At 59.2% G+C, this 24,838-nt stretch carries 22 protein-coding genes; 11 read left to right on the forward strand and 11 right to left on the reverse strand.

Annotated features, from left to right (window positions below; translation table 11 throughout):
• Nucleotides 1-5 precede the first annotated feature (5 nt).
• The gene (gene mfd, locus F6R97_RS25630) at nucleotides 6-3,455 is read right to left on the reverse strand and encodes a transcription-repair coupling factor (RefSeq protein ID WP_038979980.1); all 3,450 of its coding nucleotides are present in this window, start codon (nucleotides 3,453-3,455) and stop codon (nucleotides 6-8) included.
• 362 nt (nucleotides 3,456-3,817) lie between these two features.
• Between mfd and F6R97_RS25635 the strand changes: the two genes are divergently transcribed.
• Nucleotides 3,818-5,281, forward strand: a complete 1,464-nt coding sequence (locus tag F6R97_RS25635; protein WP_038979981.1) for a glyceraldehyde-3-phosphate dehydrogenase — start codon at nucleotides 3,818-3,820, stop codon at nucleotides 5,279-5,281.
• A gap of 186 nt (nucleotides 5,282-5,467) precedes the next feature.
• Here F6R97_RS25635 and F6R97_RS25640 read toward each other — a convergent pair whose 3' ends face one another.
• On the reverse strand, nucleotides 5,468-6,766 hold the full coding sequence (locus tag F6R97_RS25640) for an MFS transporter (RefSeq protein WP_315867273.1): 1,299 nt from the start codon (nucleotides 6,764-6,766) through the stop codon (nucleotides 5,468-5,470).
• Nucleotides 6,767-6,949: 183 nt separating this feature from the next.
• Here F6R97_RS25640 and F6R97_RS25645 point away from each other — a divergent pair, with 183 nt between their 5' ends.
• Both F6R97_RS25645 and sthA read left to right on the forward strand, forming a co-directional pair.
• On the forward strand, nucleotides 6,950-7,999 hold the full coding sequence (locus F6R97_RS25645) for an FAD:protein FMN transferase (RefSeq protein WP_315867274.1): 1,050 nt from the start codon (nucleotides 6,950-6,952) through the stop codon (nucleotides 7,997-7,999).
• Nucleotides 8,000-8,205: 206 nt separating this feature from the next.
• Nucleotides 8,206-9,600: a Si-specific NAD(P)(+) transhydrogenase gene (gene sthA / locus F6R97_RS25650; RefSeq protein WP_007907752.1), complete on the forward strand. Its 1,395-nt coding sequence runs from the start codon at nucleotides 8,206-8,208 to the stop codon at nucleotides 9,598-9,600.
• A 42-nt stretch (nucleotides 9,601-9,642) separates the two neighbouring features.
• Here the strand turns inward: sthA and F6R97_RS25655 are convergent, their stop codons facing one another.
• Together F6R97_RS25655 and F6R97_RS25660 are read right to left on the reverse strand one after the other, a co-directional pair.
• A complete protein-coding gene (locus F6R97_RS25655) occupies nucleotides 9,643-10,365 on the reverse strand; it encodes a glycerophosphodiester phosphodiesterase (RefSeq protein ID WP_038979983.1) in 723 nt (240 codons plus the stop codon).
• A 14-nt stretch (nucleotides 10,366-10,379) separates the two neighbouring features.
• The gene (locus tag F6R97_RS25660; RefSeq protein ID WP_038979984.1) at nucleotides 10,380-10,961 is read right to left on the reverse strand and encodes a PilZ domain-containing protein; all 582 of its coding nucleotides are present in this window, start codon (nucleotides 10,959-10,961) and stop codon (nucleotides 10,380-10,382) included.
• Between the two features lie 94 nt (nucleotides 10,962-11,055).
• Between F6R97_RS25660 and F6R97_RS25665 the strand changes: the two genes are divergently transcribed.
• From F6R97_RS25665 to F6R97_RS25675, 3 genes are all read left to right on the forward strand, one after another.
• Complete coding sequence (locus F6R97_RS25665) at nucleotides 11,056-12,306, forward strand: lipoprotein-releasing ABC transporter permease subunit (protein WP_050682461.1); 1,251 nt, start codon at nucleotides 11,056-11,058, stop codon at nucleotides 12,304-12,306.
• A gap of 7 nt (nucleotides 12,307-12,313) precedes the next feature.
• Nucleotides 12,314-12,997, forward strand: a complete 684-nt coding sequence (gene lolD, locus F6R97_RS25670; protein ID WP_020700644.1) for a lipoprotein-releasing ABC transporter ATP-binding protein LolD — start codon at nucleotides 12,314-12,316, stop codon at nucleotides 12,995-12,997.
• Nucleotides 12,998-13,062: 65 nt separating this feature from the next.
• Nucleotides 13,063-14,307, forward strand: a complete 1,245-nt coding sequence (locus F6R97_RS25675; protein WP_038979986.1) for a lipoprotein-releasing ABC transporter permease subunit — start codon at nucleotides 13,063-13,065, stop codon at nucleotides 14,305-14,307.
• A gap of 123 nt (nucleotides 14,308-14,430) precedes the next feature.
• Here F6R97_RS25675 and F6R97_RS25680 read toward each other — a convergent pair whose 3' ends face one another.
• Both F6R97_RS25680 and F6R97_RS25685 read right to left on the reverse strand, forming a co-directional pair.
• Entirely contained in the window at nucleotides 14,431-15,780 is a 1,350-nt protein-coding gene (locus F6R97_RS25680; RefSeq protein ID WP_315867275.1) for a heavy metal sensor histidine kinase, read from the reverse strand.
• Nucleotides 15,780-16,460: a heavy metal response regulator transcription factor gene (locus tag F6R97_RS25685; protein ID WP_315867276.1), complete on the reverse strand. Its 681-nt coding sequence runs from the start codon at nucleotides 16,458-16,460 to the stop codon at nucleotides 15,780-15,782. The genes F6R97_RS25680 and F6R97_RS25685 overlap by 1 nt, the downstream gene beginning before the upstream one ends.
• A 154-nt stretch (nucleotides 16,461-16,614) precedes the next feature.
• On the opposite strand from F6R97_RS25685, the gene F6R97_RS25690 reads away from it, so the two are divergent.
• Nucleotides 16,615-17,136, forward strand: a complete 522-nt coding sequence (locus F6R97_RS25690; RefSeq protein WP_315867277.1) for a cupredoxin family protein — start codon at nucleotides 16,615-16,617, stop codon at nucleotides 17,134-17,136.
• Nucleotides 17,137-17,197: 61 nt separating this feature from the next.
• Nucleotides 17,198-18,028 (forward strand): NADPH-dependent 7-cyano-7-deazaguanine reductase QueF, encoded by an 831-nt coding sequence (gene queF / locus F6R97_RS25695; protein WP_038979990.1) that lies wholly within the window; start codon nucleotides 17,198-17,200, stop codon nucleotides 18,026-18,028.
• Between the two features lie 173 nt (nucleotides 18,029-18,201).
• Here the strand turns inward: queF and F6R97_RS25700 are convergent, their stop codons facing one another.
• Nucleotides 18,202-18,465, reverse strand: coding sequence for a DUF4404 family protein (locus F6R97_RS25700; RefSeq protein ID WP_038979991.1), 264 nt, complete (start codon nucleotides 18,463-18,465; stop codon nucleotides 18,202-18,204).
• A gap of 109 nt (nucleotides 18,466-18,574) precedes the next feature.
• A complete protein-coding gene (locus tag F6R97_RS25705; protein ID WP_038979992.1) occupies nucleotides 18,575-19,195 on the reverse strand; it encodes a hypothetical protein in 621 nt (206 codons plus the stop codon).
• Between the two features lie 201 nt (nucleotides 19,196-19,396).
• Between F6R97_RS25705 and F6R97_RS25710 the strand changes: the two genes are divergently transcribed.
• Entirely contained in the window at nucleotides 19,397-20,086 is a 690-nt protein-coding gene (locus F6R97_RS25710; RefSeq protein ID WP_048395251.1) for a VacJ family lipoprotein, read from the forward strand.
• Nucleotides 20,087-20,157: 71 nt separating this feature from the next.
• Here the strand turns inward: F6R97_RS25710 and F6R97_RS25715 are convergent, their stop codons facing one another.
• Nucleotides 20,158-20,457 (reverse strand): PilZ domain-containing protein, encoded by a 300-nt coding sequence (locus F6R97_RS25715; protein ID WP_048395250.1) that lies wholly within the window; start codon nucleotides 20,455-20,457, stop codon nucleotides 20,158-20,160.
• 277 nt (nucleotides 20,458-20,734) lie between these two features.
• Here F6R97_RS25715 and rssB point away from each other — a divergent pair, with 277 nt between their 5' ends.
• Nucleotides 20,735-21,916 (forward strand): two-component system response regulator RssB, encoded by a 1,182-nt coding sequence (rssB, locus tag F6R97_RS25720; RefSeq protein WP_038979995.1) that lies wholly within the window; start codon nucleotides 20,735-20,737, stop codon nucleotides 21,914-21,916.
• The gene (gene rssC, locus F6R97_RS25725; protein WP_007897104.1) at nucleotides 21,916-22,398 is read left to right on the forward strand and encodes an anti-sigma factor antagonist RssC; all 483 of its coding nucleotides are present in this window, start codon (nucleotides 21,916-21,918) and stop codon (nucleotides 22,396-22,398) included. Before rssB ends, rssC begins: the two co-directional genes overlap by 1 nt.
• A gap of 239 nt (nucleotides 22,399-22,637) precedes the next feature.
• Here rssC and tal read toward each other — a convergent pair whose 3' ends face one another.
• Both tal and dusA read right to left on the reverse strand, forming a co-directional pair.
• Nucleotides 22,638-23,564 (reverse strand): transaldolase, encoded by a 927-nt coding sequence (tal, locus tag F6R97_RS25730; RefSeq protein WP_315867278.1) that lies wholly within the window; start codon nucleotides 23,562-23,564, stop codon nucleotides 22,638-22,640.
• A 178-nt stretch (nucleotides 23,565-23,742) separates the two neighbouring features.
• Nucleotides 23,743-24,753: a tRNA dihydrouridine(20/20a) synthase DusA gene (dusA, locus tag F6R97_RS25735; RefSeq protein ID WP_315867279.1), complete on the reverse strand. Its 1,011-nt coding sequence runs from the start codon at nucleotides 24,751-24,753 to the stop codon at nucleotides 23,743-23,745.
• Between the last annotated feature and the right edge of the window lie 85 nt (nucleotides 24,754-24,838).

A 24,838-nucleotide genomic window follows, 5' to 3' on the forward strand; every position in this document is an offset into this window, starting at 1 on the left:
CGTCCTTAAGCAGTGGTCGGAATGAGGCGCTCGAACAGCGCCTCTACAGTATTAAAACGCTCTTGCGGGCTTTCCATTGGTACCTGGAATTTGAACATCGTGGCGCCTTCGAATTTGTAGCGTTTGGGCTGGCTCTGGATCAGTTTGATCAGTGTCAGCGGGTCGACCGGTGTCTGCGCCGCGAACTCGATACGACCGCCTTGCGGGCCACCGTCGACTTTCTTGATGCCCAGTTGTTCGGCCTGCAATTTCAGCGCCGTGATCCGCACCAGGTTCTTGGTCGGCTCCGGCAGCAAACCGAAACGGTCGATCATCTCCACTTGCAGGTCCTTGAGGCCTTCCTCATCGGTGGCCGAGGCAATGCGTTTGTAGAGAATCAATCGAGCATGAACATCCGGCAGATAGTCCTCGGGAATCAATGCCGGTACACGCAGATTGACTTCGGGGCCGCCACCCAGCGGTTGGTCGAGGTTCGGCTGTTCACCCTTGCGGATAGACTTCACCGCGCGCTCTAGCATTTCCATGTACAGGGTGAAACCGACGGCCTGGATCTGCCCGCTCTGACCGTCGCCCAGCAGTTCGCCAGCGCCACGGATTTCCAGATCGTTGGTGGCGAGCACGAAGCCCGCGCCGAGGTCCTGGGTATTGGCGATCGCTTCCAGGCGCTTTTCTGCGTCGGGAGTGATTTGTTGGCGCGGCGGTGTCAGCAGGTAAGCATACGCCTGGTGGTGGCTGCGACCGACGCGGCCACGCAACTGGTGTAGCTGCGCCAGGCCGAACTTGTCGGCGCGCTCGATGATGATGGTGTTGGCGCTCGGCACGTCGATGCCGGTCTCGATGATGGTCGAGGCGATCAGCACGTTGAAGCGCTTGTGGTAGAAGTCGCTCATCACTTGTTCGAGATCGCGTTCACGCATCTGCCCGTGGCCGATGCCGATCCGTGCTTCCGGCACCAGTTCGGCGAGGTCGGCGGCGCATTTCTCGATGGTCTTCACGTCGTTGTGCAGGTAGTAGACCTGACCGCCACGCAGCAACTCACGCAGCAGGGCTTCTTTGACCGTGCTCTTGTTCTGCTCCATGACGAACGTGCGCACCGACAGGCGACGGGCCGGTGGCGTGGCGATGATCGACAGGTCACGCATGCCCGACACCGCCATGTTCAGCGTGCGCGGAATTGGCGTAGCGGTCAGCGTCAGGATGTCGACCTCACTGCGCAGTGCTTTGAGCTGTTCTTTCTGACGGACACCGAAACGGTGCTCTTCGTCGATGATCACCAGCCCGAGGTTTTTGATTTTGACGTCGTCTTGCAGCAGCTTGTGTGTGCCGATGACGATGTCGATCTTGCCTTCGGCCAGGTCCGCGACCGCGGCGTTGACTTCCTTGGTCGACTTGAAGCGGCTCATCACCTCCACGCTCACCGGCCAGTCGGCGAAGCGGTCGCGGAAGCTGTTGTAATGTTGCTGGGCGAGCAGGGTGGTCGGCACCAGAATCGCCACCTGACGACCGCCATGCACTGCGATGAACGCCGCGCGCATCGCCACTTCGGTCTTGCCGAAACCGACGTCGCCGCAGACCAGTCGATCCATTGGTTTCGGCGCGAGCATGTCGGCGCGCACCGCTTCGATGGTGGTTTGCTGGTCCGGGGTTTCTTCGAACGGGAAACCGGCGCTGAAGGTCGCGTAATCGGCTTTCGGGTCGGCGAAGGCATAACCCTCGCGAGCGGCGCGGCGGGCATAGATGTCGAGCAACTCGGCGGCCACGTCGCGCACCTGTTCGGCGGCTTTGCGCTTGGCTTTCTGCCAGGTCTCGGAGCCGAGGCGATGCAGCGGCGCCAGGGCATCGTCGCTGCCGGTGTAACGAGCGATCAAGTGCAGGTTGGCTACCGGGACGTACAGCTTGGCGTTCTCGGCATATTCAAGGGTCAGGAATTCAGCGGCTTGATTGTCGATTTCCAGGATCGTCAGCCCCAGATAGCGGCCGACACCATGATCGATGTGCACCACCGGTGCGTTTTCGCGCAGCTCGGTGAGGTTTTTGATCACTGCATCGTTGTTGGCATCGGCGCGTTTCTCGCGACGACGGCGCTGCATCACGCGCTGCCCGAACAACGGGCTTTCAGCGACCAGAGCCAGGGCTGGATCGTCCAGCAACAGACCTTCGTCGAGCGGCGCGATGGTGATCGCCAAGCGCTCCTTGCTCGCAACAAAGTCTGGCCAGCTGTCGACGGTTTTCGGTCGCAGCTTCAAGCGTTCCAGCAATTCCAGCAGCACTTCACGACGGCCCGCGGACTCGGCGGTAAACAGCACGCGGCCAGGGAATTCGTCGAGGAAACCGGCCAGCGCCGCCAACGGCTGAGTGGCCTTGGCTTCGATGGCCAGGTTCGGCAGCAGCTGAGCGGGGAAGCGCTCGCGACCGACACCGGTTTCCACATCCTGTTGACTGGCAACCACACGGGGCCAGCTCTTCAGGCGGGCAAAGCAGTCTTCCACGGGCAAGAACAGCTCGGCCGGTGGCAATAAAGGACGGGATGGATCGACGCGGCGCTCTTCGTAACGATTGCGCACGTCGTTCCAGAAATTTTCTGCCGCCTGTTCGATGCCCGGCAAAGAGAACACTTGCGTGTCCTGGGGCAGGTAATCGAACAGGGTGGAGGTTTCATCGAAGAACAGCGGCAAGTAGTACTCGATACCCGCCGGTGTAATCCCGCTGCTCAAATCCTGAAAGATCGGGCAGCGACGGAAGTCGACATCGAAACGCTCGCGAAAGCGCGCCTTGAAACGGGTGACCGCGTCCTTTTGCAGCGGGAATTCCCGCGCCGGAAGCAGGCGAACGGTGTCCACCTTGTCGATGGAGCGCTGGTTTTCCGGATCGAAGGTACGCAGGGTTTCGATTTCGTCGTCGAACAGATCGATGCGGAAGGGCAGTTTGCTGCCCATCGGGAACAGGTCGATCAGCGAGCCGCGCACGGTGAATTCGCCGTGCTCATAGACTGTATCGACGTAACGATAGCCGCTGGCCTCAAGCCGGCTGCGCATTTGCTCGACATCGAGCTTCTGGCCGACATCCAGTACCAGGCTGCTGCCGAGCAGGAATTTGGTCGGCGCCAGGCGGTGCAGGGCCGTAGTGATCGGCACCACCAGAACCCCATGCTCCAGCTCCGGCAACCGATACAGGCTGGCGATGCGCTGGGAGATGATGTCCTGGTGTGGCGAGAACAGGTCGTAGGGCAGGGTTTCCCAGTCGGGGAAATGCAGGACAGGCAAATCCGGGGCGAAGAAACTCAGCTCCTGTTCCAGCCGTTCGGCACTCTGGCTGTCGGCGGTCAGTAGCAGGGTAAAGCGCTTGGCAGCGCTGGCGGCCTCGGCAATGGCCAGGCTCAGGGCGGCACCGGGCAAGTTGCCCCAGTGCTGTTTACCTGCCGCGGCAGGGAGAAGCGGTAGACGCAGAACGGGCACGGAAGGTTGAGCTCCAAGCGTTGCGACAAAGTCGACAATTGTAACGGCCTCAGGTGCCGGCTGTCAGTTGCAGATATGTCTATTACGCGGGTTGGGCAAAATGTAGTGGTAATGACAAAATCGAGCGGTTTTTTAGTGAAAACTACTGATTATGTAGTGGCAAAACGAACGTGTGTTACGGATGGTTACGGACAAGGTGGCGATATCTCCAAAAAATTGACGATGCTGGAGGCCCCGGTTTTACTGGGCTGGAGCGGGGCGTAATTTTTTTGAACGGGATTCTGTTACTGCCCGTGCGACAGGCGCGCATTGCTACGGGAGGCAGTCGGCGGCATAATGTAGCCCCTTTTTTCTGCCCCTACATGTGGAAGGTTCCCGTGACTCAGAAGCCCGACCAGTGTCTTGGTGAATGGATCGACCGTGAAGCACTCGCAGAAGCGATGATTCCGCTTATCGGTCAGCTCTACCGCAATAACAACGTGGTGAGCTCGATCTATGGCCGCAGTCTGATCAACCAGTCTGTCATCGCGATTCTCAAAGCTCACCGCTTTGCTCGCCATCGCCAGTCCGATGACAGTGAATTGTCCGTCCACGAAACATTCCCTCTGCTCAAGGCAATGAGTGAGCTCAAGCTCGGCGCTGCTTCGGTAGACCTGGGCAAGCTGGCTGTCAAATTCAAAGCCGAAGGCAATGGCCGTACCGCCGAAGAGTTCGTCCGTGACGAACTGGTCGATGTGGTCGGCAAGCAGAATGGTTCCGGTCGTACCGGCACCGACGTTGTCCTGTATGGCTTCGGTCGTATCGGCCGTCTGCTGGCGCGCATCCTGATCGAGAAAACCGGTGGTGGCGACGGCCTGCGTCTGCGCGCCATCGTTGTCCGCAAGGGCGCCGAGAACGATCTGGTCAAACGTGCCAGCCTGCTGCGTCGCGACTCGGTGCACGGTTCGTTCAATGGCACCATCACCATCGATGAAGCCAACAACACCATCACCGCCAACGGCAACCTGATCCAGGTTATCTACGCGAAGAACCCGACTGAAGTGGACTACACCCAGTACGGCATCAAAAATGCGCTGCTGGTGGACAACACCGGTGTATGGCGTGACGCCGATGGCCTGGGCCAGCACCTGGCATGCCCGGGTATCGACCGCGTTGTTCTGACCGCGCCTGGCAAAGGCAAGCTGAAGAACATCGTTCACGGCATCAACCACGGCGAAATCACTGCTGACGACAAGATCGTGTCCGCCGCTTCCTGCACCACCAACGCCATCGTGCCGGTGCTGAAGGCTGTGAATGACAAGTTCGGCATCATCAACGGTCACGTCGAAACCGTTCACTCGTACACCAACGACCAGAACCTGATCGACAACTTCCACAAGGGTGATCGTCGTGGCCGTAGCGCCGCGTTGAACATGGTGATCACCGAGACTGGTGCTGCCACCGCTGCCGCCAAGGCGCTGCCTGAGCTGGCCGGCAAGCTGACCGGTAACGCGATCCGTGTTCCGACGCCAAACGTGTCGATGGCCATTCTCAACCTGAACCTTGAGAAAGCCGCCACCCGTGAAGAGATGAACGAGTACCTGCGCTACATGGCGCTGCACTCCGATCTGCACAAGCAAATCGACTACGTCAATTCGCAGGAAGTGGTTTCCACCGACTTCGTTGGCTCGCGCCACGCAGGCGTTGTGGACGCTGAAGCGACCATCGTTCAGGACAACCGCGTTGTTCTGTACGTCTGGTACGACAACGAGTTCGGTTACAGCTGCCAGGTGGTTCGCGTGATGGAAGACATGGCCGGTGTAAACCCGCCAGCGTTCCCGCGCTAAGCGCTTTTGGTTGTAAATGAAAACGCCCCGACCTAGGTCGGGGCGTTTTTGTTGTGCGGTTTGGTCAGTTGCAGGTGTGTTGTCGGTGTTGGCCTCTTCGCGAGCAAGCCCGCTCCCACATTTGATCGAGTTGTCCCGGCGGACGCGGTCAAATGTGGGAGCGGGCTTGCTCGCGAAGGCGATGGATCAGGCGCCGCCAACTACTGCCGCTTGCGCAGTCCGCAATTCATGACGATTGCCCCGGAACAGCACCAGCGTCGCAATCAACCCCAGCACCGCCGCGCCACTGAGCCAGATCCCCGGCGCCGCCTTGTTGTCCAGCACATGGATCAGATACGTACAGGCCGCCGGTGTGAAACCACCAAAGGTCGCGGTCGCCAGGCTGTAGGCAAGGGAGAAACCAGTCGTGCGAACTTCCACCGGCATGATCTCGGTCAGGGCCACCACCATGGCGCCGTTGTACGAGCCATACAGGAACGACAGCCACAACTCGACGATCAGCAGATGGCTGAAGCTCGGGTTCGCAACTAGCCATGACAGCGCTGGATAAGCCGTGAGGATCGCCAGAATCGTCGCCGCCAACAGCAGGGGTTTGCGCCCGATCCTGTCAGACACAGAACCCATCACCGGCAGCCAGAAGAAGTTCGACAGGCCAATGCACACGGTCACCAGCAACGTATCCAGATCCGACAGATGCAGTTCGGCTTTGCCGAAGGTCGGGGTGTAGGCGGTGATCAGGTAGAACGACACAGTAGTCATCACCACCAGCGCCATGCCGGCGAGGACGATGCCGAAGTTCTGACCAATCGAGCGGACAATGTCTTGCAGGGTAGGGCGGTGCTTGCGCGCCTGGAATTCCGGGGTTTCTTCCAGAGAGCGGCGGATCACGAAGATCACCGGTACGATCATGCAGCCGATCAGGAACGGCACGCGCCAGCCCCATTCGCCCATTTCTTCCGGGCTGAGCCAATGGTTCAAGCCCACGCCGAGCAGGCCGGCGAATACCACCGCGGCTTGCTGGCTGGCGGACTGCCAACTGACGAAGAAGCCTTTGCGGCCTGGTGTGGAGATCTCGGCGAGGTACACCGACACACCGCCCAGTTCCACGCCCGCCGAGAAGCCTTGCAGCAAGCGACCGAACAATACAATCAGCGGCGCCGCGACACCCAGCGTCGCGTAACCCGGCACGCAGGCAATCAATAGTGTGCCGGCGGCCATCATTGCCAGTGTGATGATCAAGCCTTTGCGGCGGCCGTGACGATCGATGTAAGCCCCGAGGAAAATCGCCCCCAGCGGACGCATCAGGAAGCCGGCCCCGAAAGTGGCCAAAGACAGCATCAGGGACGCGAAAGCGCTGTCGGCAGGGAAGAAGGTTTTAGCAATGGCCGTGGCGTAAAAGCCGTAAACCATGAAGTCGAACATCTCCAGGAAGTTTCCGCTGACGACGCGAAAAATTGCTTTGCCGTTGCTCGTATTGGAAGACATTTGTAGGTACTCACGCTGGTAAATCTTGTTTGAAAACGCTGCGCCTGTGGGGTGATCGGGTTTACGATTGCTTCGCAATCGGACGGGGGCAAGCCCCCTCGCCACACAGGCTCGCTCCCACAGGTTTTGCGTCTGGCTGACGGGCGCTGGCAAACCTCGCTCTAATGCGCTCTGAGGCCCATAATGGCGGGCGCGGTTTTGAGGGGAGATGAAGATTTGTTAACTGGACGGTGGGGTGGACTTGTGGTGCTGGCCGGCGTTTTGTCCGGTTGCGGCAATGGCGACAGCCTGGAACGCTTCGACGGTCCGACCATGGGCAGTCGTTATTCCATCCAGTACGTAAGACATTCCTCCACGCCCGGGCCGAAAGCGGTACAGGCCGAAGTAGAAAATATCCTCGCCGAAGTGGATCGACAATTCTCGACCTATCGCAGCGACTCGGACACCGTACGCTTCAACGCACTGCCGGCCGGTCGCTGTCAGGTCATGCCTGGCCCTGTGCTCGAATTGATCCGTGTGGGCGAGCAGTTGTCATCCCAAAGCGACGGCTCCTTCGACTTGACGGTGGAGCCGCTGCTCAACCTTTGGGGATTCGGTCCGCAGGCGCGTGAGGAAAAAGTCCCGAGCGCCGAAGCGCTTGCCGAGATTCAGCAACGCGTCGGCCACAGCCACTTGCGCATCGACGGTGATCAGTTGTGCAAGGACGCCGCGGTCGAGGTCGACTTCAACAGCATCGCGGCCGGTTACGCGGTCGACACGATTGCCGCAAAGCTTGAAGGGCAGGGCATCCAGAATTACTTGGCGGAAGTCACTGGCGAACTCAAGGCTGCCGGTAAAAAGCTCGACGGTTCACCTTGGCGCATCGCGTTAGAAGAACCTCGGGACGACCAGCTAGTTGCGCAAAAAATCATCGCCGTCGACGGCTACGCTGTGTCCACCTCCGGCGACTACCGCAATTATTTTCAGCAGAATGGCCAGCGCTATTCCCACACCTTCGACGCCCGCACCGGCGCGCCGGTCCTACACACCCTGGCGTCAGTCACAGTGATTCATCCTTCAGCGTTAATGGCCGATGGCCTATCGACGCTGTTGCTGATTCTCGGTCCTGAACGGGGTTGGGACTATGCCGAAACCCATGACATTGGTGCATTCTTTGTGATTCGTGCCGATACAGGTTTCGTCACACGCACCAATCAGGCTTTTGAGCGCCTGGCGGGTGAGAAAACCAAGTGATTGCGGCATCAAAAGCATTATTGATGGCGTTGTAGTGCAGGCAAAACTAGCCTACGACGCGACCAAGGGTTAATGTGCCCGGCGTTGACGCTTCTATAGACTGTGTCCGGGTTCTGCACTGGCCCCAAATTGTTCCTTCACGCCGCAGATCGGCGTGATTTAGCCGCAGGTGCCGAGGGCGCCGCGGCCTGTTCTGAGGAGTATGCATGGCTGTCTACAACTACGACGTGGTGGTGTTGGGTTCCGGCCCGGCGGGAGAAGGCGCGGCAATGAATGCCGCCAAGGCAGGACGCAAGGTGGCGATGGTCGATAGTCGTCGCCAGGTCGGCGGCAACTGCACCCACCTGGGCACCATCCCGTCCAAGGCCTTGCGTCACTCGGTCCGGCAGATCATGCAGTTCAACACCAACCCGATGTTCCGGGCGATTGGTGAGCCGCGCTGGTTCTCGTTCCCGGACGTTTTGAAAAGCGCCGAAAAAGTCATCTCCAAACAAGTCGCCTCGCGCACCGGCTACTACGCCCGTAACCGTGTCGACGTGTTCTTCGGCACCGGCAGCTTCGCTGACGAGCAAACCATCGAAGTGGTCTGCGCCAACGGCGTGGTCGAAAAACTGGTGGCCAAGCACATCATCATCGCCACCGGCTCGCGTCCTTATCGCCCGGCGGACATCGATTTCCATCACCCGCGTATCTACGATAGCGACACCATCCTCAGCCTCGGCCATACCCCGCGCAAACTCATCGTTTACGGTGCTGGCGTGATCGGTTGCGAATATGCCTCGATCTTCAGTGGTCTGGGTGTGCTGGTTGAGCTGGTGGATAACCGCGGTCAGTTGCTGAGCTTCCTCGACTCGGAAATTTCCCAGGCCCTGAGCTATCACTTCAGCAACAACAACATCACGGTTCGCCACAACGAAGATTACGACCGCGTCGAGGGCGTTGACAACGGTGTGATCCTGCACCTGAAGTCCGGCAAGAAGATCAAGGCCGATGCCTTGCTCTGGTGCAACGGTCGTACCGGCAACACCGATCAGCTGGGTCTGGAAAACATCGGCGTGAAGGTCAACAGCCGTGGCCAGATCGAAGTCGACGAAGCCTACCGCACCTGCGTACCGAACATTTACGGTGCCGGTGACGTGATCGGCTGGCCGAGCCTGGCCAGCGCAGCGCACGACCAGGGCCGTTCGGCCGCTGGCAGCATCGTCGATAACAATAGCTGGCGCTTCGTCAACGACGTGCCAACCGGCATCTACACCATTCCGGAGATCAGCTCGATCGGCAAGAACGAGCAAGAGCTGACTCAGGCCAAGGTGCCGTACGAAGTCGGCAAGGCATTCTTCAAGAGCATGGCGCGTGCGCAGATCGCCGGCGAGCCGCAAGGCATGCTGAAGATCCTGTTCCACCGCGAGACGCTGGAAGTGCTGGGCGTTCACTGCTTCGGTTATCAGGCGTCGGAGATCGTGCACATCGGTCAGGCGATCATGAGCCAGCCGGGCGAGCTGAACACCCTGAAGTACTTCGTCAACACGACGTTCAACTACCCGACCATGGCCGAAGCCTATCGGGTAGCGGCGTACGATGGCCTCAACCGGCTTTTTTGAGCGGCTCCGGCCGGTGGCCTGAGCCGGCCGGGGAGACCGATTTCAGCAATTCTCGAGCGTGGCAGTGGCCAAACCGGGAAAGTCTGTAATCAGGCTGTCAACGCCGAAGTCGGCGAGTCTGCGCATCAGCGCGGGCTCGTTGACTGTCCACACCGACACATGCAGCCCCTGACGTTGCGCCTTCTGCAGGCGTTCCGGCGTACACAGGGTCCAGTTCAGCGCCAGCATCTCACAGCCATAGTTTTGCGCGACCTTCAGCGGGTCGAGCCAGGCGTACTCGGCCACCAATCCGCGAGACACGTCCGGCACCAGGTCCAGCGCGGCTTTCAATACTTCGCGTGAACTCGACGTAATCGTGATCTTGTCCCGCATGCCGAAACGCTGAGCCATTTCGCGAATCGCCAGCACGGTGGTCGCGGCACGGGTGCGTGAAGCGCTTTTGACCTCCAGCTGCCAGTGCTCGAAATCGCATTTCTCGAACAGTTCTTCCAGCGTTGGAATCGGGCAGGGTTTGATCCAGCCCGGGCCACCCTTGCGCGCGTCGTAGGTCACCAGCTCCGCAGCGGTATGTTCGACTACTTTGCCGCGACGCTCGGTGGTGCGTTTGAGCGTCGGGTCGTGGATCACCATCAACTCGCCGTCCATGGACAGGTGCAAGTCCAGTTCGCAACGGCGAACGCCGTGCTTGAGGCATTCCTGAAAGCTGGTCAGGGTGTTTTCCGGTGCTTCGCCCTTGGCGCCGCGATGGCCGTAGATGAGAGTCACGGTTCTTCCTTAAATTAAATGCCTGATTCGTTTTGTTCGCGGGCCAGGCGTCGTTCTTGTGCCTGTCGCTGCAAGATGTAACGGGCCAGCAATTGCCGCTGGGCATCGGACAGATGTTCGAACTCGGTGCCGACGTCGTAGCCGTCGCCCTTGCGGTCGCAATGGGTGACGCGGGCTCGCAGCAACAGGCCCAGGGCTTGCGGCATCAGCACCAGTTTGACCGACAGGTGTGTGCCGGTGGTGATGGGCGTCGGATGCTGAAAGTCGATGCCCCCTTCGGAGAGGATCACCGGCTGCGGTTCGCCGATCTGTCCGAGCACGGTCAGGGCGACCACCTGACTCAGCAGGTCGATGCGTTTGTTCTGGGATTTCAGGAACGCGGCGATGGTCCGGTCACGTTCGCTGATCTGTCGCAGCAGGTGTTGCGACTCGAATTCGCTCAGGTGCAGTTCGCTGAGCAGGTTGAATAGAGGGGAAGCATCCTGCAACACTTCCTGGCCTGCGGCTTCGGGAGCAGACAGGGGCCGAATTTCCAGTGCGATCGTGTCCTCGATACGGTAGTATTCGCGGCGATCTTCTTCATCTAATGTCGACATGGCGAACCCATGGTAGCGGCGGTGGTCTGAGTGTAAAGCTGGTTATCGACCCCCGCCACAAGGACGTTCCTTTTCCCTCCGAACAAGCCCCGACATGTTCAGACCTCTCTTCGTATTTATTGGCACGCGTTATACCCGTGCAAAGCGTCGCAATCATTTTGTGTCGTTCATTTCCCTGACCTCGATGATCGGACTTGCCCTTGGCGTGGTCGTGATGATCGTCGTGCTGTCGGTCATGAACGGCTTCGATCATGAGATGCGCACCCGCGTGCTGGGCATGGTGCCCCACGCGACCATCGAGTCCGGTGAGCCGATCAGCGACTGGCAAAGCCTGGCCGCCAAGGTTAAGCAGAACCAGCAGGTGGCGGCGGTTGCGCCCTTCGTCCAGATGCAGGGCCTGCTGACCAACAACGGCAAGGTCTCCAAAGTGCTGCTCAATGCCATCGACCCGGTGCAGGAGCGGCAGGTGTCGATCATTGATAACTTCATGCAGCAGGGCAAGCTCGACGACCTGGCGCCGGGCAGTTTCGGCATCGTCATCGGCGACAAGGCCGCAGCCAAGCTCGGCGTGGCGGTCGGTGACAAACTGACGTTTGTCGCGCCGGAAGTCACCGTGACCCCGGCCGGGATGTTCCCGCGCATGAAACGCTTTACCGTGGTCGGCATCTTCCACGTCGGTGCCGGTGAGATCGACGGGTATCTGGGCATTACCAATTTGCAGGATCTGGCGAAGCTGCACCGCTGGAAGCCGGATCAGGTCCAGGGCATTCGCTTGAAGTTCGACGATCTGTTCCAGGCACCACGCATGGCATGGACCATCGCCCAGCAACTCGGCGAAGACAAGTATTACGCCCGTGACTGGACCCGCACCCACGGCAATCTGTATCAGGCGATCCGCATGGAAAAAGCCATGATCGGCCTGCTGTTGCTGCTGATCGTCGCCGTTGCGGCGTTCAACATCATTTCCACGCTGGTGATGGTGGTAAACGACAAGAAGGGCGACATCGCGATTCTGCGCACCCTCGGCGCCACGCCGGGTTCGATCATGGCGACGTTCATGGTTCAGGGCACGGTCATTGGTGTGGTCGGTACGCTGATCGGCGCCGTGGTCGGGATCTTCGCCGCGCTGAACGTCAGCGCCGCGATTTCGGCCCTTGAAGGGCTGATCGGCCATAAATTCCTGAACGCCGACGTGTATTTCATCGATTACCTGCCGTCGCAAGTGCAGAGCCAGGACGTGTTGATGGTCTGCGCCGCCGCGTTGGTTCTGAGTTTCCTCGCCACCCTGTATCCAGCCTGGCGTGCCGCGCGCACCCAGCCTGCGGAGGCGCTACGTTATGAGTGAGTCGGGCATGAGTGATAAAGCAATCTTGAGCTGCCGCAACCTGGGCAAATCCTACGTGGAAGGCCCGGAATCGGTAGAGGTTCTGGCGGGTCTGCAACTGGAGCTGCACCCTGGTGAGCGCGTGGCGATCGTCGGTACCTCGGGTTCGGGCAAAAGTACCTTGCTCAACCTGCTGGGCGGCCTCGATACGCCGACCAAGGGCAGCGTCTGGCTGGCCGGTGAAGAGCTCTCGGCACTGAACGAAAAGGCCCGTGGCCTGCTGCGCAATCGGTCGCTGGGTTTCGTTTACCAGTTCCACCACTTGCTGCCTGAGTTCACCGCGCTGGAAAACGTCTGCATGCCGTTGCTGATTGGTAAAACCGCGATCCCGGAAGCGCGCCAGCGTGCGACAGCGTTGCTGGAGCGTGTAGGACTGGGCCACCGTCTGGAGCACAAACCGGCGGAATTGTCCGGTGGCGAACGCCAGCGTGTGGCCATTGCCCGTGCCTTGGTGAACAAGCCAGGCCTGGTGATGCTCGACGAGCCGACCGGCAACCTCGACTCCCACACCGCACAGGGCATTCAGGATTTGATGCTGGAACTCAGCACCTCGATGCGCACCGCGTTCCTGGTGGTGACTCACGACATGAACCTGGCTCGCCAGATGGATCGCGTCCTGCATTTGCAGGAAGGTTACCTGACGCCTATCTGATTGACCGAAACCCGGCGTACTGAACAGTGCGTCGGGTCTTTTATTTTTATACGGTGCCCCAGCGAATGTTCAGACCGTTATCGATCTTTATCGGCACGCGCTATACCCGCGCCAAGCGCCGCAATCGCTTTGTTTCCTTCATCTCGATGACCTCGATGATCGGCCTCGCCCTGGGCGTGCTGGCGATGATCGTGGTGCTGTCGGTGATGAATGGCTTCCAGCGCGAAATGAGCTCGCGCATCCTCGGCATGGTGCCCCACGCGACCATCGTCGGCGTGAACCCTATCGACGATTGGCAGCCGGTGGCCGCCGCGGCGATGAAGAATCCTGCAGTAACGGCGGCGGTGCCGTTTACCGAAATGGAGGGCATGCTGTCCTACAAGGGCACGATGCAGCCGATCCAGGTCAGCGGTGTCGACCCGGCACTGGAAGGCAAAGTCTCGATCGTTGCCAAGCACATTGTTCAGGGGCGTCTCGATGCCTTGAAGCCGGGCGAGTTTGGCGTGGTGGTCGGTGAGATCACTGCGCGACGCTTTCGCTTGAATGTCGGCGACAAAATCACCCTGATCGTGCCGGAAATCAGCACCGCACCGGGCGGGATTACCCCGCGCATGCAGCGGCTGAACGTGGTGGGCGTGTTCAAGGTTGGCGCCGAGCTGGACGGCTCCATGGCGCTGATCCACCTCGCCGATGCGGCGCAGATGCAGCACTGGCAGCCGAATCAGGTGCAGAGCGTGCGCCTGGCGGTGAAGGATTTGTACGCCGCGCCGCAAGTGTCGAGCGACATCGCGACAGGCCTGGGCGCCGCTTACAAGGCTGACGACTGGACCCACACCCAAGGCAGTCTGTTCAGCGCGATGAAAATGGAAAAAACCATGATCGGCTTGCTATTGCTGATGATCGTCGCGGTGGCGGCGTTCAATATCATCGCGACCCTGATCATGGTGGTGAACGACAAGGGCGCGGACATCGCGATCCTGCGCACCATCGGCGCGACGCCTCGGCAGATCATGGCGATCTTCATGGTGCAGGGCACGGTGATCGGGGTTGTCGGTACCTTGATTGGCGGCGTGCTGGGCGTGATCGCAGCGCTGAACGTCAGTGAACTGGTGGGTTGGATGGAGCGGGTCAGCGGGCAGCACATCTTCAGTTCCGATGTGTACTTTGTCAGTAACTTGCCGTCGGAACTGCAGGGGGCGGATGTGTTGTTGATCTGTTCCGCCGGTTTCATCATGAGCTTTTTGGCGACGGTGTATCCGGCGTGGCGGGCGGCGAAAGTCGAGCCGGCTACTGCGTTGCGGTATTCGTAAGCCTGTAGACCGCTATCGCGGGCAAGCCCGCTCCCACAGGGTTTCGAGTCGTTCACATCATTGTGTTTCAACTCGGTCACTGTGGGAGCGGGCTTGCCCGCGAAGGGGTCGGCCCTGCTGGCTTCAATCCCCCTTCGGCAACTCAATCACAAACCGCGTCCATCCGTTATCCGATTCGCAACGAATCTGCCCGCCATGGGCACGGATTATCGATTGGGTGATCGCCAATCCCAACCCCGCATGCTCACTGCTGCCTTCACGACGCGCCGGGTCTGCCCGGTAGAAGCGGTCAAACAAACGCGGCAACAAGTCTTCAGAAATCCCTTCACCACTGTTTTCAACCGTCAGGCTCAAGCCATTCGGCTGCTCGATAATCCGCACCCGCACCTCGCCACCGACCGGGGTAAACCGCAGTGCATTGTCCAGCAAATTGGACAGCGCCCGACGCAACATGCTGCGGTCGCCCTGCATGCTCGCGCTGCCGTCACGACTCAACTTCACCTGAGCGTCCTCGGCCAGCGGCGCAAAAAACTCCAGCAGCGCATCGGCTTCTTCTGCCAGTTCCAGCGGTTCGCGCTTGGGCATCAGCAAGCCGTGGTCAGCCTTGGCCAAGTACAACATGTCGTTGACCAGTTGCGCCATCCATTGCAGTTCTTCGAGGTTGCTGTGCAGCGCTTCACGGTAATCCTCAATGGGCCGTGGGCGGGTCAGGGTGACCTGGGTGTGGGTCAGCAGGTTCGACAGCGGCGTACGCAGTTCATGGGCGATGTCGGCGGAAAACGCCGAGAGCCGCTGAAAAGAGTCGTCGAGGCGTCCGAGCATGGCGTTGAAGCTGTGGGCCATTTCCGCGAGCTCTGGCGGCATGTCTGCTTCCGGCAGGCGCGCGTTGAGCGATTGCGCCGAAACGCCGCTGGCGACCGCACTCATGCGTCGCAGCGGGCGCAACCCACTGCGTGCAGCCCAGGCTCCGAGCAGGGCGGTGGCCAGCGCCGACAAACCGACCGTCAGCCAGATCAAATGCTGCATGCGTTGCAGAAAGTGTTGGTGATGGGTGATGTCCAGCAGCAGGGTCAGTTGCGGTGAGTCGGGCTTGTCGAGAAATAGCGGCGCATTCAGGACACGGTAGTCGGTGCCGTCGTCGCTCACCGTCGACAGGCCCAACTGGCGCGGCAAGTCTTTGGGTAAACCGGCTGAGCTGTCGTACAAACGTTGTCCGTCGCTGCCGATGATGCGCAGTGAAAGATCGGCTTGTCGGCTCAATTCATCGGCTAGCCTGGCTTCGGTTTCGCTTGACTGAATGTCATCCAGCGCCCGGCGCAAGCCAATCAGTTTGCCGTCGAGCAATTGCTGGTCCAGTTCAACAAAGTGCGCCTCGCTGGCGCGGCTGAACAACACCCCGGCGAACAACGACACCACCGCGGTGCATGCTGCGAACAGCAGCGCCAGACGATTGCTTAGTGAGAGCCGGCGCATCAGGCAGGGCGCTCTTCAAGGACGTAGCCCATGCCGCGCACGGTGTGGATCAACTTGTTCGGGAAGTCGTCGTCGATCTTCAGGCGCAAACGGCGGATCGCCACTTCGATAACGTTGGTGTCGCTGTCGAAATTCATGTCCCACACCTGGGAAGCGATCAGCGATTTGGGCAGCACTTCGCCTTGGCGCCGTAGGAGCATTTCCAGCAGGGCGAATTCCTTGGCGGTCAGGTCGATGCGCTGGCCGTTGCGCTCGACCCGGCGACGGATCAGGTCCAGGCGCAAGTCGGCCAGTTGCAAGCTGGTTTCCTGAGGCGTGACGCTGCCGCGCCGCAGCAGGCTGCGAACCCGCGCCAGCAGTTCGGAGAAGGCGAACGGTTTGACCAGATAGTCGTCGGCACCCAACTCCAGACCGTGAACCCTGTCCTCCACCGCGTCTCGGGCTGTAAGAAACAGTACCGGTGTGTCCAGGCCAGCACCGCGCACCGCTTGCAGAATCTGCCAGCCATCGCGACCGGGCAGCATCACATCGAGGATCAACAAGGCGTAATCGCCGCTCAGCGCCAGTTGCTGGCCGGTGCTGCCATCAGCTACCAGTTCGGTGTTGAAGCCGGCCTCGGTCAGGCCTTGGCGCAGGTAATGGCCGGTTTTCGGTTGGTCTTCAACAATCAGCAGTTTCATGGGCGGCTCGGGCAATTGGAACAGGTGCGTTATACCGTGGGCGGCGGCGATAAAGGCCAACCTGACAAAGTTGTAATCTGCCTGTCAGGTGGCTGGCAGAGCCCGCGGATTAGAGTTTCCCACAAGCTGAACCTCATCTTGTTGGAGTACGACTATGTTTTTGCAAAATCGTCTGGTACTGGCCGCTTGTTTGCTGACTCTGAGCTTAGGGCTGGAGGCTTCGCCGGCGCATTCCTACGACTTCGGTCAACCGGCGACGGCGACCAAGACTACCCGCAGCATTGAAGTGGTAATGGGCGATATGTCGTTCGATCCGAAAGCCATCGAGATCAAGGCCGGTGAGACCGTTCGCTTTGTACTGGTGAATAAAGGCCAGTTGCTGCACGAATTCAACCTCGGCGACGCGGCGATGCATGCCCGGCACCAGCAGGAAATGCTCCAGATGCAGCAAAGCGGCATGCTGATGCCTACAGGCATGAAGACCATGGACCACGGCTCCATGGCCGCAAAAGGGCATGGTATGAAACACGATGATCCGAACAGTGTGCTGGTGGAACCGGGCAAAACCGCCGAGCTGACCTGGACCTTCACCAAAGCCACTAATCTGGAATTTGCCTGCAATATTCCCGGCCACTATCAGGCCGGCATGGTCGGCAAACTGACAGTCAGTCAGTAAGCACTCAAAGGCGGGAGCAAAGGCTGGTAGAATCCGCTGATTCTTCAGTCAGGTTTCCGCCATGCATCCCGCAGCCGAACATTCGCCGCTGGGCAAATCCAGCGAATACATCGCCACCTATACGCCGTCCTTGCTGTTCCCGATCCCGCGCACCGCGAAATGGGCCGAGCTGGGCCTGACGGCTGAAACCCTGCCGTACAAGGGCGTGGACTTCTGGAACTGCTTCGAACTGTCGTGGCTGTTGCCATCCGGCAAGCCTGTGGTGGCGATTGGCGAATTCAGCATTCCGGCGGATTCGCCAAACATCATCGAATCGAAGTCGTTCAAGCTGTACCTCAACTCGCTGAACCAAACAGCGTTTGCCGATACCGCAAGCCTTGAAGCGACACTGGCGAAAGACCTCTCGGCCGCTGCCGGTAAACCGGTGGGCGTGCGGATTCGCAGCTTGAAAGATGTTGAGGCAGAAGGCGTCGTGGCGTTGCCGGGCGTGTGCATCGATGACCTGGACATCAGCGTCAGCAACTATGAGCATCCGCGCCCGGAACTGCTGCGGTGCGATGAGTCGCTCATTATTGAAGAGTGCGTGCACAGCCATTTGCTCAAGTCCAACTGCCCGGTTACCAGTCAGCCGGATTGGGGCAGCGTGGCGGTGGAGTATCGCGGCGCGGCGCTGGATCACGCGAGTTTGCTGGAATACATCGTGAGCTTCCGACAGCACTCGGACTTCCATGAGCAGTGCGTGGAGCGGATTTTCCTCGACCTGCAACGGTTGCTGAAGCCAGAGAAACTGACGGTGTATGCGCGGTATGTGCGTCGCGGCGGGTTGGACATCAACCCGTATCGCAGCACCGAAGAAGTGCAACTGCCGAACCATCGCCTGGTCCGTCAGTAAGATCAAGATCAAAAGATCGCAGCCTTCGGCAGCTCCTACAGGGTGTACGCCGTCCCAATGTAGGAGCTGCCGCAGGCTGCGATCTTGGCGCAATTCCAATCGCCCAATAACTCAACGGCTGGAAATCAAAAAGCCCCGCTATCGATAGCGGGGCTTTTTTGCATTTGGCGGGTTCAGATCCCCATATTGCCCAAGGCTTGAACGATGTTGCGCAAGGTGCCAGCAAGGGTGGGGTGTTCAAGTTCGAAGCGCTCGACGGCCAGGTTCACATTGTCGGCGAGGTTGGTGTCCTGGGTTTTGGTTTCGAGTTCAAGTTCCAGTTCGATCTGTTGCATCAGCGCGTGCAGGTCAGCACGCTCGACTTCGGAAAGCGGTGGATTCTGTTCCAATTGCTCGCGCAGTTTGTTGAGTTGTTCTTGCAGTTCGCGGGCAGGCATGGCGTTCTTCCTTTTATCGATAGGCACTGGCATAGACCGCAGCGGCGCGCCAAAGGTCTATGGCTGACCTTTAGATTAATCCACTCTCGAACAACCTGCATGATCTCGATCAGGGCTTCTCGCCCTTGAGTCGGCGCAGGCTGATATCGGCAAGGCAGGTGTCGAGTTCGCCCAAATGATCGATCACCGAATGCACGCCCAAGCCGAACAACTGCATTGTCGCCTTGCCGCGCAAGTGTTCCCGTTCCTTTTGACTCAAGGCCTGCCATTCACTTGGTGCCAGCCCGCACAGCGAGCCGCAGGACGCCAGGCCAATGGTCCACAACCCGGCATTCAGGCCTGATTGCAGAAGCCGCGGTTCGCCGCTGACCAGCACGCAACCGTCCAGACGCTCGACATTCAACGCCATCAAGGCTTGCCAGCAGGCGTTCGGGGCCGGCCATGGATTGATTGTTGCCGGGTGTTGCGAAGGTTTGATCCAGTCCGGGAGTGCTACGGCCAGAGAGTGGCTGAGGGCGGGGGGCAGTTCATCGAGCCAGGCGCAAGGAATCTGTTGGCGCTGCAAGCTGGATAGACTATCCAGAGCGCCAAGCGTGACTTCGGCGTGCTCGGCAGTCAGTGTGCCGGGTTGGCGAGTGCGTGCGCCGAAATCCACCAGGCATCCACTGAGGCCGAACAGTACAGCGGTCAGGCTGGGGGCGATGAGAGGCGAGGTTTCGGCGCGTGGCATATCAACATCCTTGAAATAGTAACAAGGCTATTCGTGGACGGTGACAGTTGAGTGACACTGATGTGAATCGCTCACAGCCAGAAGAGTCAGCCGCAGGCTATGGCGCGCGATGCTGCCTAAACCGGGTTTTCCGTCATATACTAGCGGCCTTTGCGCCTGGGCCAAGCCCCTCGCGCCAGTATGAATCCAAGGAGTTTCTCTATGCGCTGGAGCAATCGACTCGCTCAGCTTTGTATGTGTGCCAGTGTATTGCTGGTTCCGTTTGCGGCTCAGGCTGCCACGGAAGAAGATCCTTGGGAAAGCATTAACCGCCCGATCTACAAGTTCAACGATTTTGTCGACACCTACGCACTGAAGCCATTGGCTCAGGGCTATCAATTCGTCACGCCGCAGTTTCTGGAAGATGGCATCCACAACATGTTCCGCAACGTCGGCGACGTGACCAACCTCGCCAACGACGTGTTGCAGGTCAAACCCGCCGCGGCAGGCGTCGACACCGCGCGTTTGATCTTCAACACCACCTTCGGCCTGCTGGGCTTCTTCGACGTGGGCACCCAGATGGGCCTGCATCGCAATGATGAAGACTTCGGCCAGACCCTCGGTTACTGGGGCGTGGGCAGCGGCCCATACTTGATGCTGCCGCTGCTGGGTCCAAGTACCTTGCGTGATGCGCCTTCCAAGTATGTCGACGGCTATACCGGTCCATACCGCTACATCCACGACGTGCCGGTGCGTAATTCGATCTTCGGCCTGAACATCGTCGACACCCGCGCCAACCTGCTGTCGGCCGAGAAACTGGTCAGCGGCGACAAATACACCTTTATTCGCAATGCGTACCTGCAAAATCGCGAATTCAAGGTCAAGGACGGCCAGGTCGAAGACGATTTTTAATCTCGACCGGTAAAACGAAGAAGGCGGCCATTTGGCCGCCTTCTTTCGTTTGGCTTAAGGGTTAATCGGGGTTATTTCATCTTCAGGATTGTAAGCCCGAGTTTCTGACTGCCACCGTCCTGTGCTTTCACCCACACCACTTCGGTATCGGCCTCAAGGCCTTTTAGCGCCGCATGATCGGAATCGATCCGCACGCTAAGCTGGTCACCGACCTTGAATAAGCGGGGCGCCTCAACTTGCATGCCGCTGCTGGAAAGGTCGATGCAGACGGCTTGCACCTCGTCGCCCTCATGAATCAGCGCCACATCGGCATCGACCCGCATGCGGATGAAATCGCGCTTTTCGCTGTAGTCCCGATCAGTTTGGCTCATGGGCTCGATCCTTCCTTTGGGTTACGGTTTTGCCTGTTCTTATAACTCTCGGTGATTTGACAAGTAAAGACGTCAAGCGACCATCGGCGTGAGCTTGAAACGCCTCGCGGATGGGAGTACCGTCTGCGCCTTAGAAGGGCACCTTTGGTGGACTTGTGAGTAGGGCAAACGCTCGAAAACAGTGCAGTCAGAGAGGCTAGAAAGCGAATCCAGTAGTGTGAGCAGGGCCAAATGCCCAGCCTGCTACGCCAACCTAATTCTGGCGCCGTTTGCCCACATGCCAAAAACCAGTGCCACGCTGCTGATAATCGATGATGACGAAGTAGTGCGCGCGAGCCTCGCGGCCTACTTGGAAGACAGTGGTTTCAGTGTCCTGCAGGCCAGCAATGGCCAGCAGGGTCTTCAGGTATTCGAGCAAGACAAGCCCGATTTGGTCATCTGCGATCTGCGCATGCCGCAGATGGGCGGACTCGAACTCATTCGCCAGGTCACCGAGCTGTCGCCGCAAACCCCGGTGATCGTGGTGTCGGGCGCCGGCGTGATGAACGACGCGGTCGAGGCCCTGCGCCTTGGCGCGGCGGACTACCTGATCAAGCCTCTCGAAGATCTGGCCGTGCTCGAGCACTCCGTGCGCCGGGCCCTGGATCGTGCGCGCCTGCTGCTGGAAAACCAGCGCTATCGCGAGAAGCTGGAAAAGGCCAACCGCGAGCTCGAAGCCAGCCTGAACCTGCTCCAGGAAGACCAGAACGCTGGTCGCCAGGTGCAGATGAACATGCTGCCGGTCAGTCCCTGGAGCATCGACGAGTTCCAGTTTGCGCACCAGATCATTCCATCGCTGTACCTTTCGGGTGATTTCGTTGATTACTTTCGGGTCGACGAGCGTCGGGTAGCGTTCTACCTGGCGGACGTTTCCGGTCATGGCGCCTCTTCAGCCTTCGTTACCGTGCTGCTGAAATTCATGACCACGCGCTTGCTGTTCGAGTCCAAGCGCAACGGCACATTGCCGGAGTTCAAGCCTTCAGAGGTTCTTGGTCATATCAACCGGGGCCTGATCAGTTGTAAGCTGGGTAAACACGTCACAATGGTCGGTGGAGTCATCGACGAGGAGACCGGTTTGTTGACCTATAGCATCGGCGGTCATCTGCCGTTGCCTGTGTTGTACACGCCAGACAGTGTTCGTTACCTGGAAGGGCGCGGTCTGCCGGTGGGCCTCTTCAATGAAGCCACTTACGAAGACCACGTACTGGAATTGCCGCCAGTGTTCAGCTTGACGCTGATGTCTGATGGCATTTTGGACCTTTTGCCAGAACCCACACTCAAAGATAAAGAAGCTGCTTTACCTCAACGGGTGAAGGCAGCGGGCGGCAGCCTGGATGGTCTGCGCCAGGTTTTTGGATTGGCCACGCTAGGGGAGATGCCGGATGATATCGCCCTGTTGGTGTTGAGCAGGAATCTTTAATGAGTACCGGTAGAATCCAGTTCGCCGAGCAGGACGGCACCTTCGTCCTGAAGTTCGTCGGTGAAGTTCGCCTGACCCTGTGTTCGGCGTTGGATGCGACTATTGAGCGGATCTTCACCGCGTTGAATTTCAACGCCATCGTGATCGACCTGACCGAAACCCGCAGCATCGACAGCACCACCCTGGGCCTGCTGGCCAAACTGTCGATCCTGTCGCGGCAAAAGGTCGGCCTGCTGCCGACCGTCGTCACCACCCACGAAGACATCACCCGTCTGCTGCAGTCCATGGGCTTCGAGCAAGTGTTCAACATCGTTGACCGCCCGATCCCATGCCCAGAATGCCTGACCGACCTGCCAGACCAGGACCAGTCCGAAGAAGTGGTACGCGTCAAAGTCCTCGAAGCGCACAAAATTCTCATGGGCCTGAACGACTCCAATCGTGAGGCGTTCCATGACCTGGTGAATGCGCTGGAGCGGCACTGATTCCCTGAAGTGATGTGGGTCTTATGGGCCCCATCGCAGGCAAGCCAGCTCCCACATAAGCCTCAGTCGTAAACACTATCGCGACCCACCACAGAACCCCTGTGGGAGCCGGGCTTGCCCGCGATGGCGTCATCACAAACGCCACATCCCTCCGCACGCAGCCATCCAATACCCAAATTCAACGCAAAAAAAGGGCGAACCCACCAAGGTTCGCCCTTTTTGCATTGCTGCGAGCTAGATCACAGCTTGGCCTGCAACAACGCCTCAAGCTTCTCCTGATCCCGAGCAAACTGACGAATCCCCTCAGCCAGCTTCTCAGTCGCCATCGCATCCTCGTTGGACAACCAACGGAACTGCGCTTCATTCAAGCTAAGACGCGCTTCACCGGCATGCCCAGGCGCCAATTTGCGCTCCAGCTTACCAGTGTCCACCGCCAGCTTCTCCAACAGATCCGGGCTAATGGTCAGACGATCACAACCGGCCAACTGCTCAATCTGATTCAGGTTACGGAAGCTCGCGCCCATCACCACAGTCTTGTAGTCATTGGCCTTGTAGTAGTTGTAGATACGCGTCACCGACTGCACGCCCGGATCATCCGCGCCGGTGTAGTCGTTGCCGGTGGCCTTCTTGTACCAGTCATAGATACGACCCACGAACGGCGAAATCAGGAAAACCCCAGCGTCAGCACAAGCCGCCGCCTGAGCGAACGAGAACAGCAAGGTCAGGTTGGTCTGAATGCCTTCCTTTTCCAGCTTCTCGGCAGCGCGAATGCCTTCCCAGGTCGAAGCGATCTTGATCAGCACACGGTCACGGCCAACGCCAGCCTTGTCGTACAGGTCGATCAGACGGTGCGCACGCTTCAATACGGCGTCAGTGTCGAACGACAGGCGCGCATCCACTTCAGTGGAAATACGGCCCGGTACAACCTTCAGAATTTCTTGCCCTACCGCAACGCCAAAACGGTCGCTGGCCAGGCCCACATCGCCCTTGCAGTCGTGAACGCAAGCGTTCAGCAACTCGGCATAAGCGGGAATGGCCGCCGCTTTAAGCAGCAGGGAAGGGTTGGTGGTAGCGTCCACGGGTTTAACGCGAGCGATTGCTTCGAAGTCGCCGGTGTCGGCAACCACGGTGGTCATTTGTTTGAGTTGTTCCAGCTTGGAAGTCATGAGCGTGCTCTGTCCTATGGGTCCAATGACATTACCCGAGCGCTTGCAGCCACTCAAGGGCGCGTACGTGTATCGATGGCCCCAGCGGCAACAACCTGAAAACGGATGTTTGAAAGGCGGGGCGGGGTATCGGTAGATACGATGCTGAAATGGGGGACAGGTTCAACACAGGTGACCGTTAACGCCCCTCAAGCAACTCCGCCGCCTGATCCAGCAACGCCAAAGGCTCTTTGGCCTTATGAATATCCACCGACAACAACTGCCGAAACTTCCGCGCCCCCGGAAACCCGGTACCCAGCCCCAGCACATGCCGGGTGATATGGTGCATCGCCCCACCCGCCAGCAAATGCTCAGCGATATAAGGCCGCAATTGCGCCAGCGCCTCGGCCCGGCTGATCACCGGTGCCTTGCTGCCGAACAGCTGCTGATCCACTTCAGCCATCACATAGGGATTGTGATACGCCTCACGGCCCAGCATCACGCCGTCGAACGTCTGCAAATGCTCGTGACAAGCCTCCAGCGTCTTGATCCCGCCGTTGAGAATAATCTCCAACTCCGGAAAATCCGTCTTCAACCGCGCCGCCACGTCATAGCGCAGAGGCGGAATGTCACGATTCTCCTTCGGCGACAACCCCTCCAGAATCGCAATCCGCGCATGCACCGTAAAACTCGTGCAACCGGCATCCCGAACCGTGCCGACGAAATCGCACAACTGCTCGTAACTGTCCCGCCCGTTAATCCCGATCCGATGCTTCACCGTCACCGGAATCGACACCGCATCGCGCATCGCCTTCACACAATCCGCCACCAACTGCGGATGCCCCATCAGGCACGCCCCGATCATATTGTTCTGCACCCGATCACTCGGGCAGCCGACATTTAGGTTTACCTCGTCGTAGCCGTGTTCCTGGGCCATGCGTGCGCAGGCGGCCAGGTCTAGCGGGACACTGCCGCCGAGCTGCAGGGCTAGCGGGTGTTCGGCTTCGTTGTGACGGAGGAAGCGGTCGTGATCGCCGTTAAGGAGCGCGCCGGTGGTGACCATTTCGGTGTAGAGGAGGGCGTGTTTGGAGAGTAGGCGCAGGAAGAAACGGCAGTGGCGGTCTGTCCAATCCATCATGGGCGCAACAGAAAACCTCCTGGATACCGAATGTGCTGGAATTTCTAGGTTTTCTGCGGGTTTAGTCAGCATTTAGCTACTTCTCATTTGCCACTGTTTGCTACGGTTTTTGCTTATTTTGGGATGGTCATTGCTACAATGTAGCAACTAAAACCAG

The organism is Pseudomonas sp. JV414, from assembly GCF_032424305.1.
Classification (GTDB): Bacteria; Pseudomonadota; Gammaproteobacteria; order Pseudomonadales; family Pseudomonadaceae; genus Aquipseudomonas; species Aquipseudomonas lini.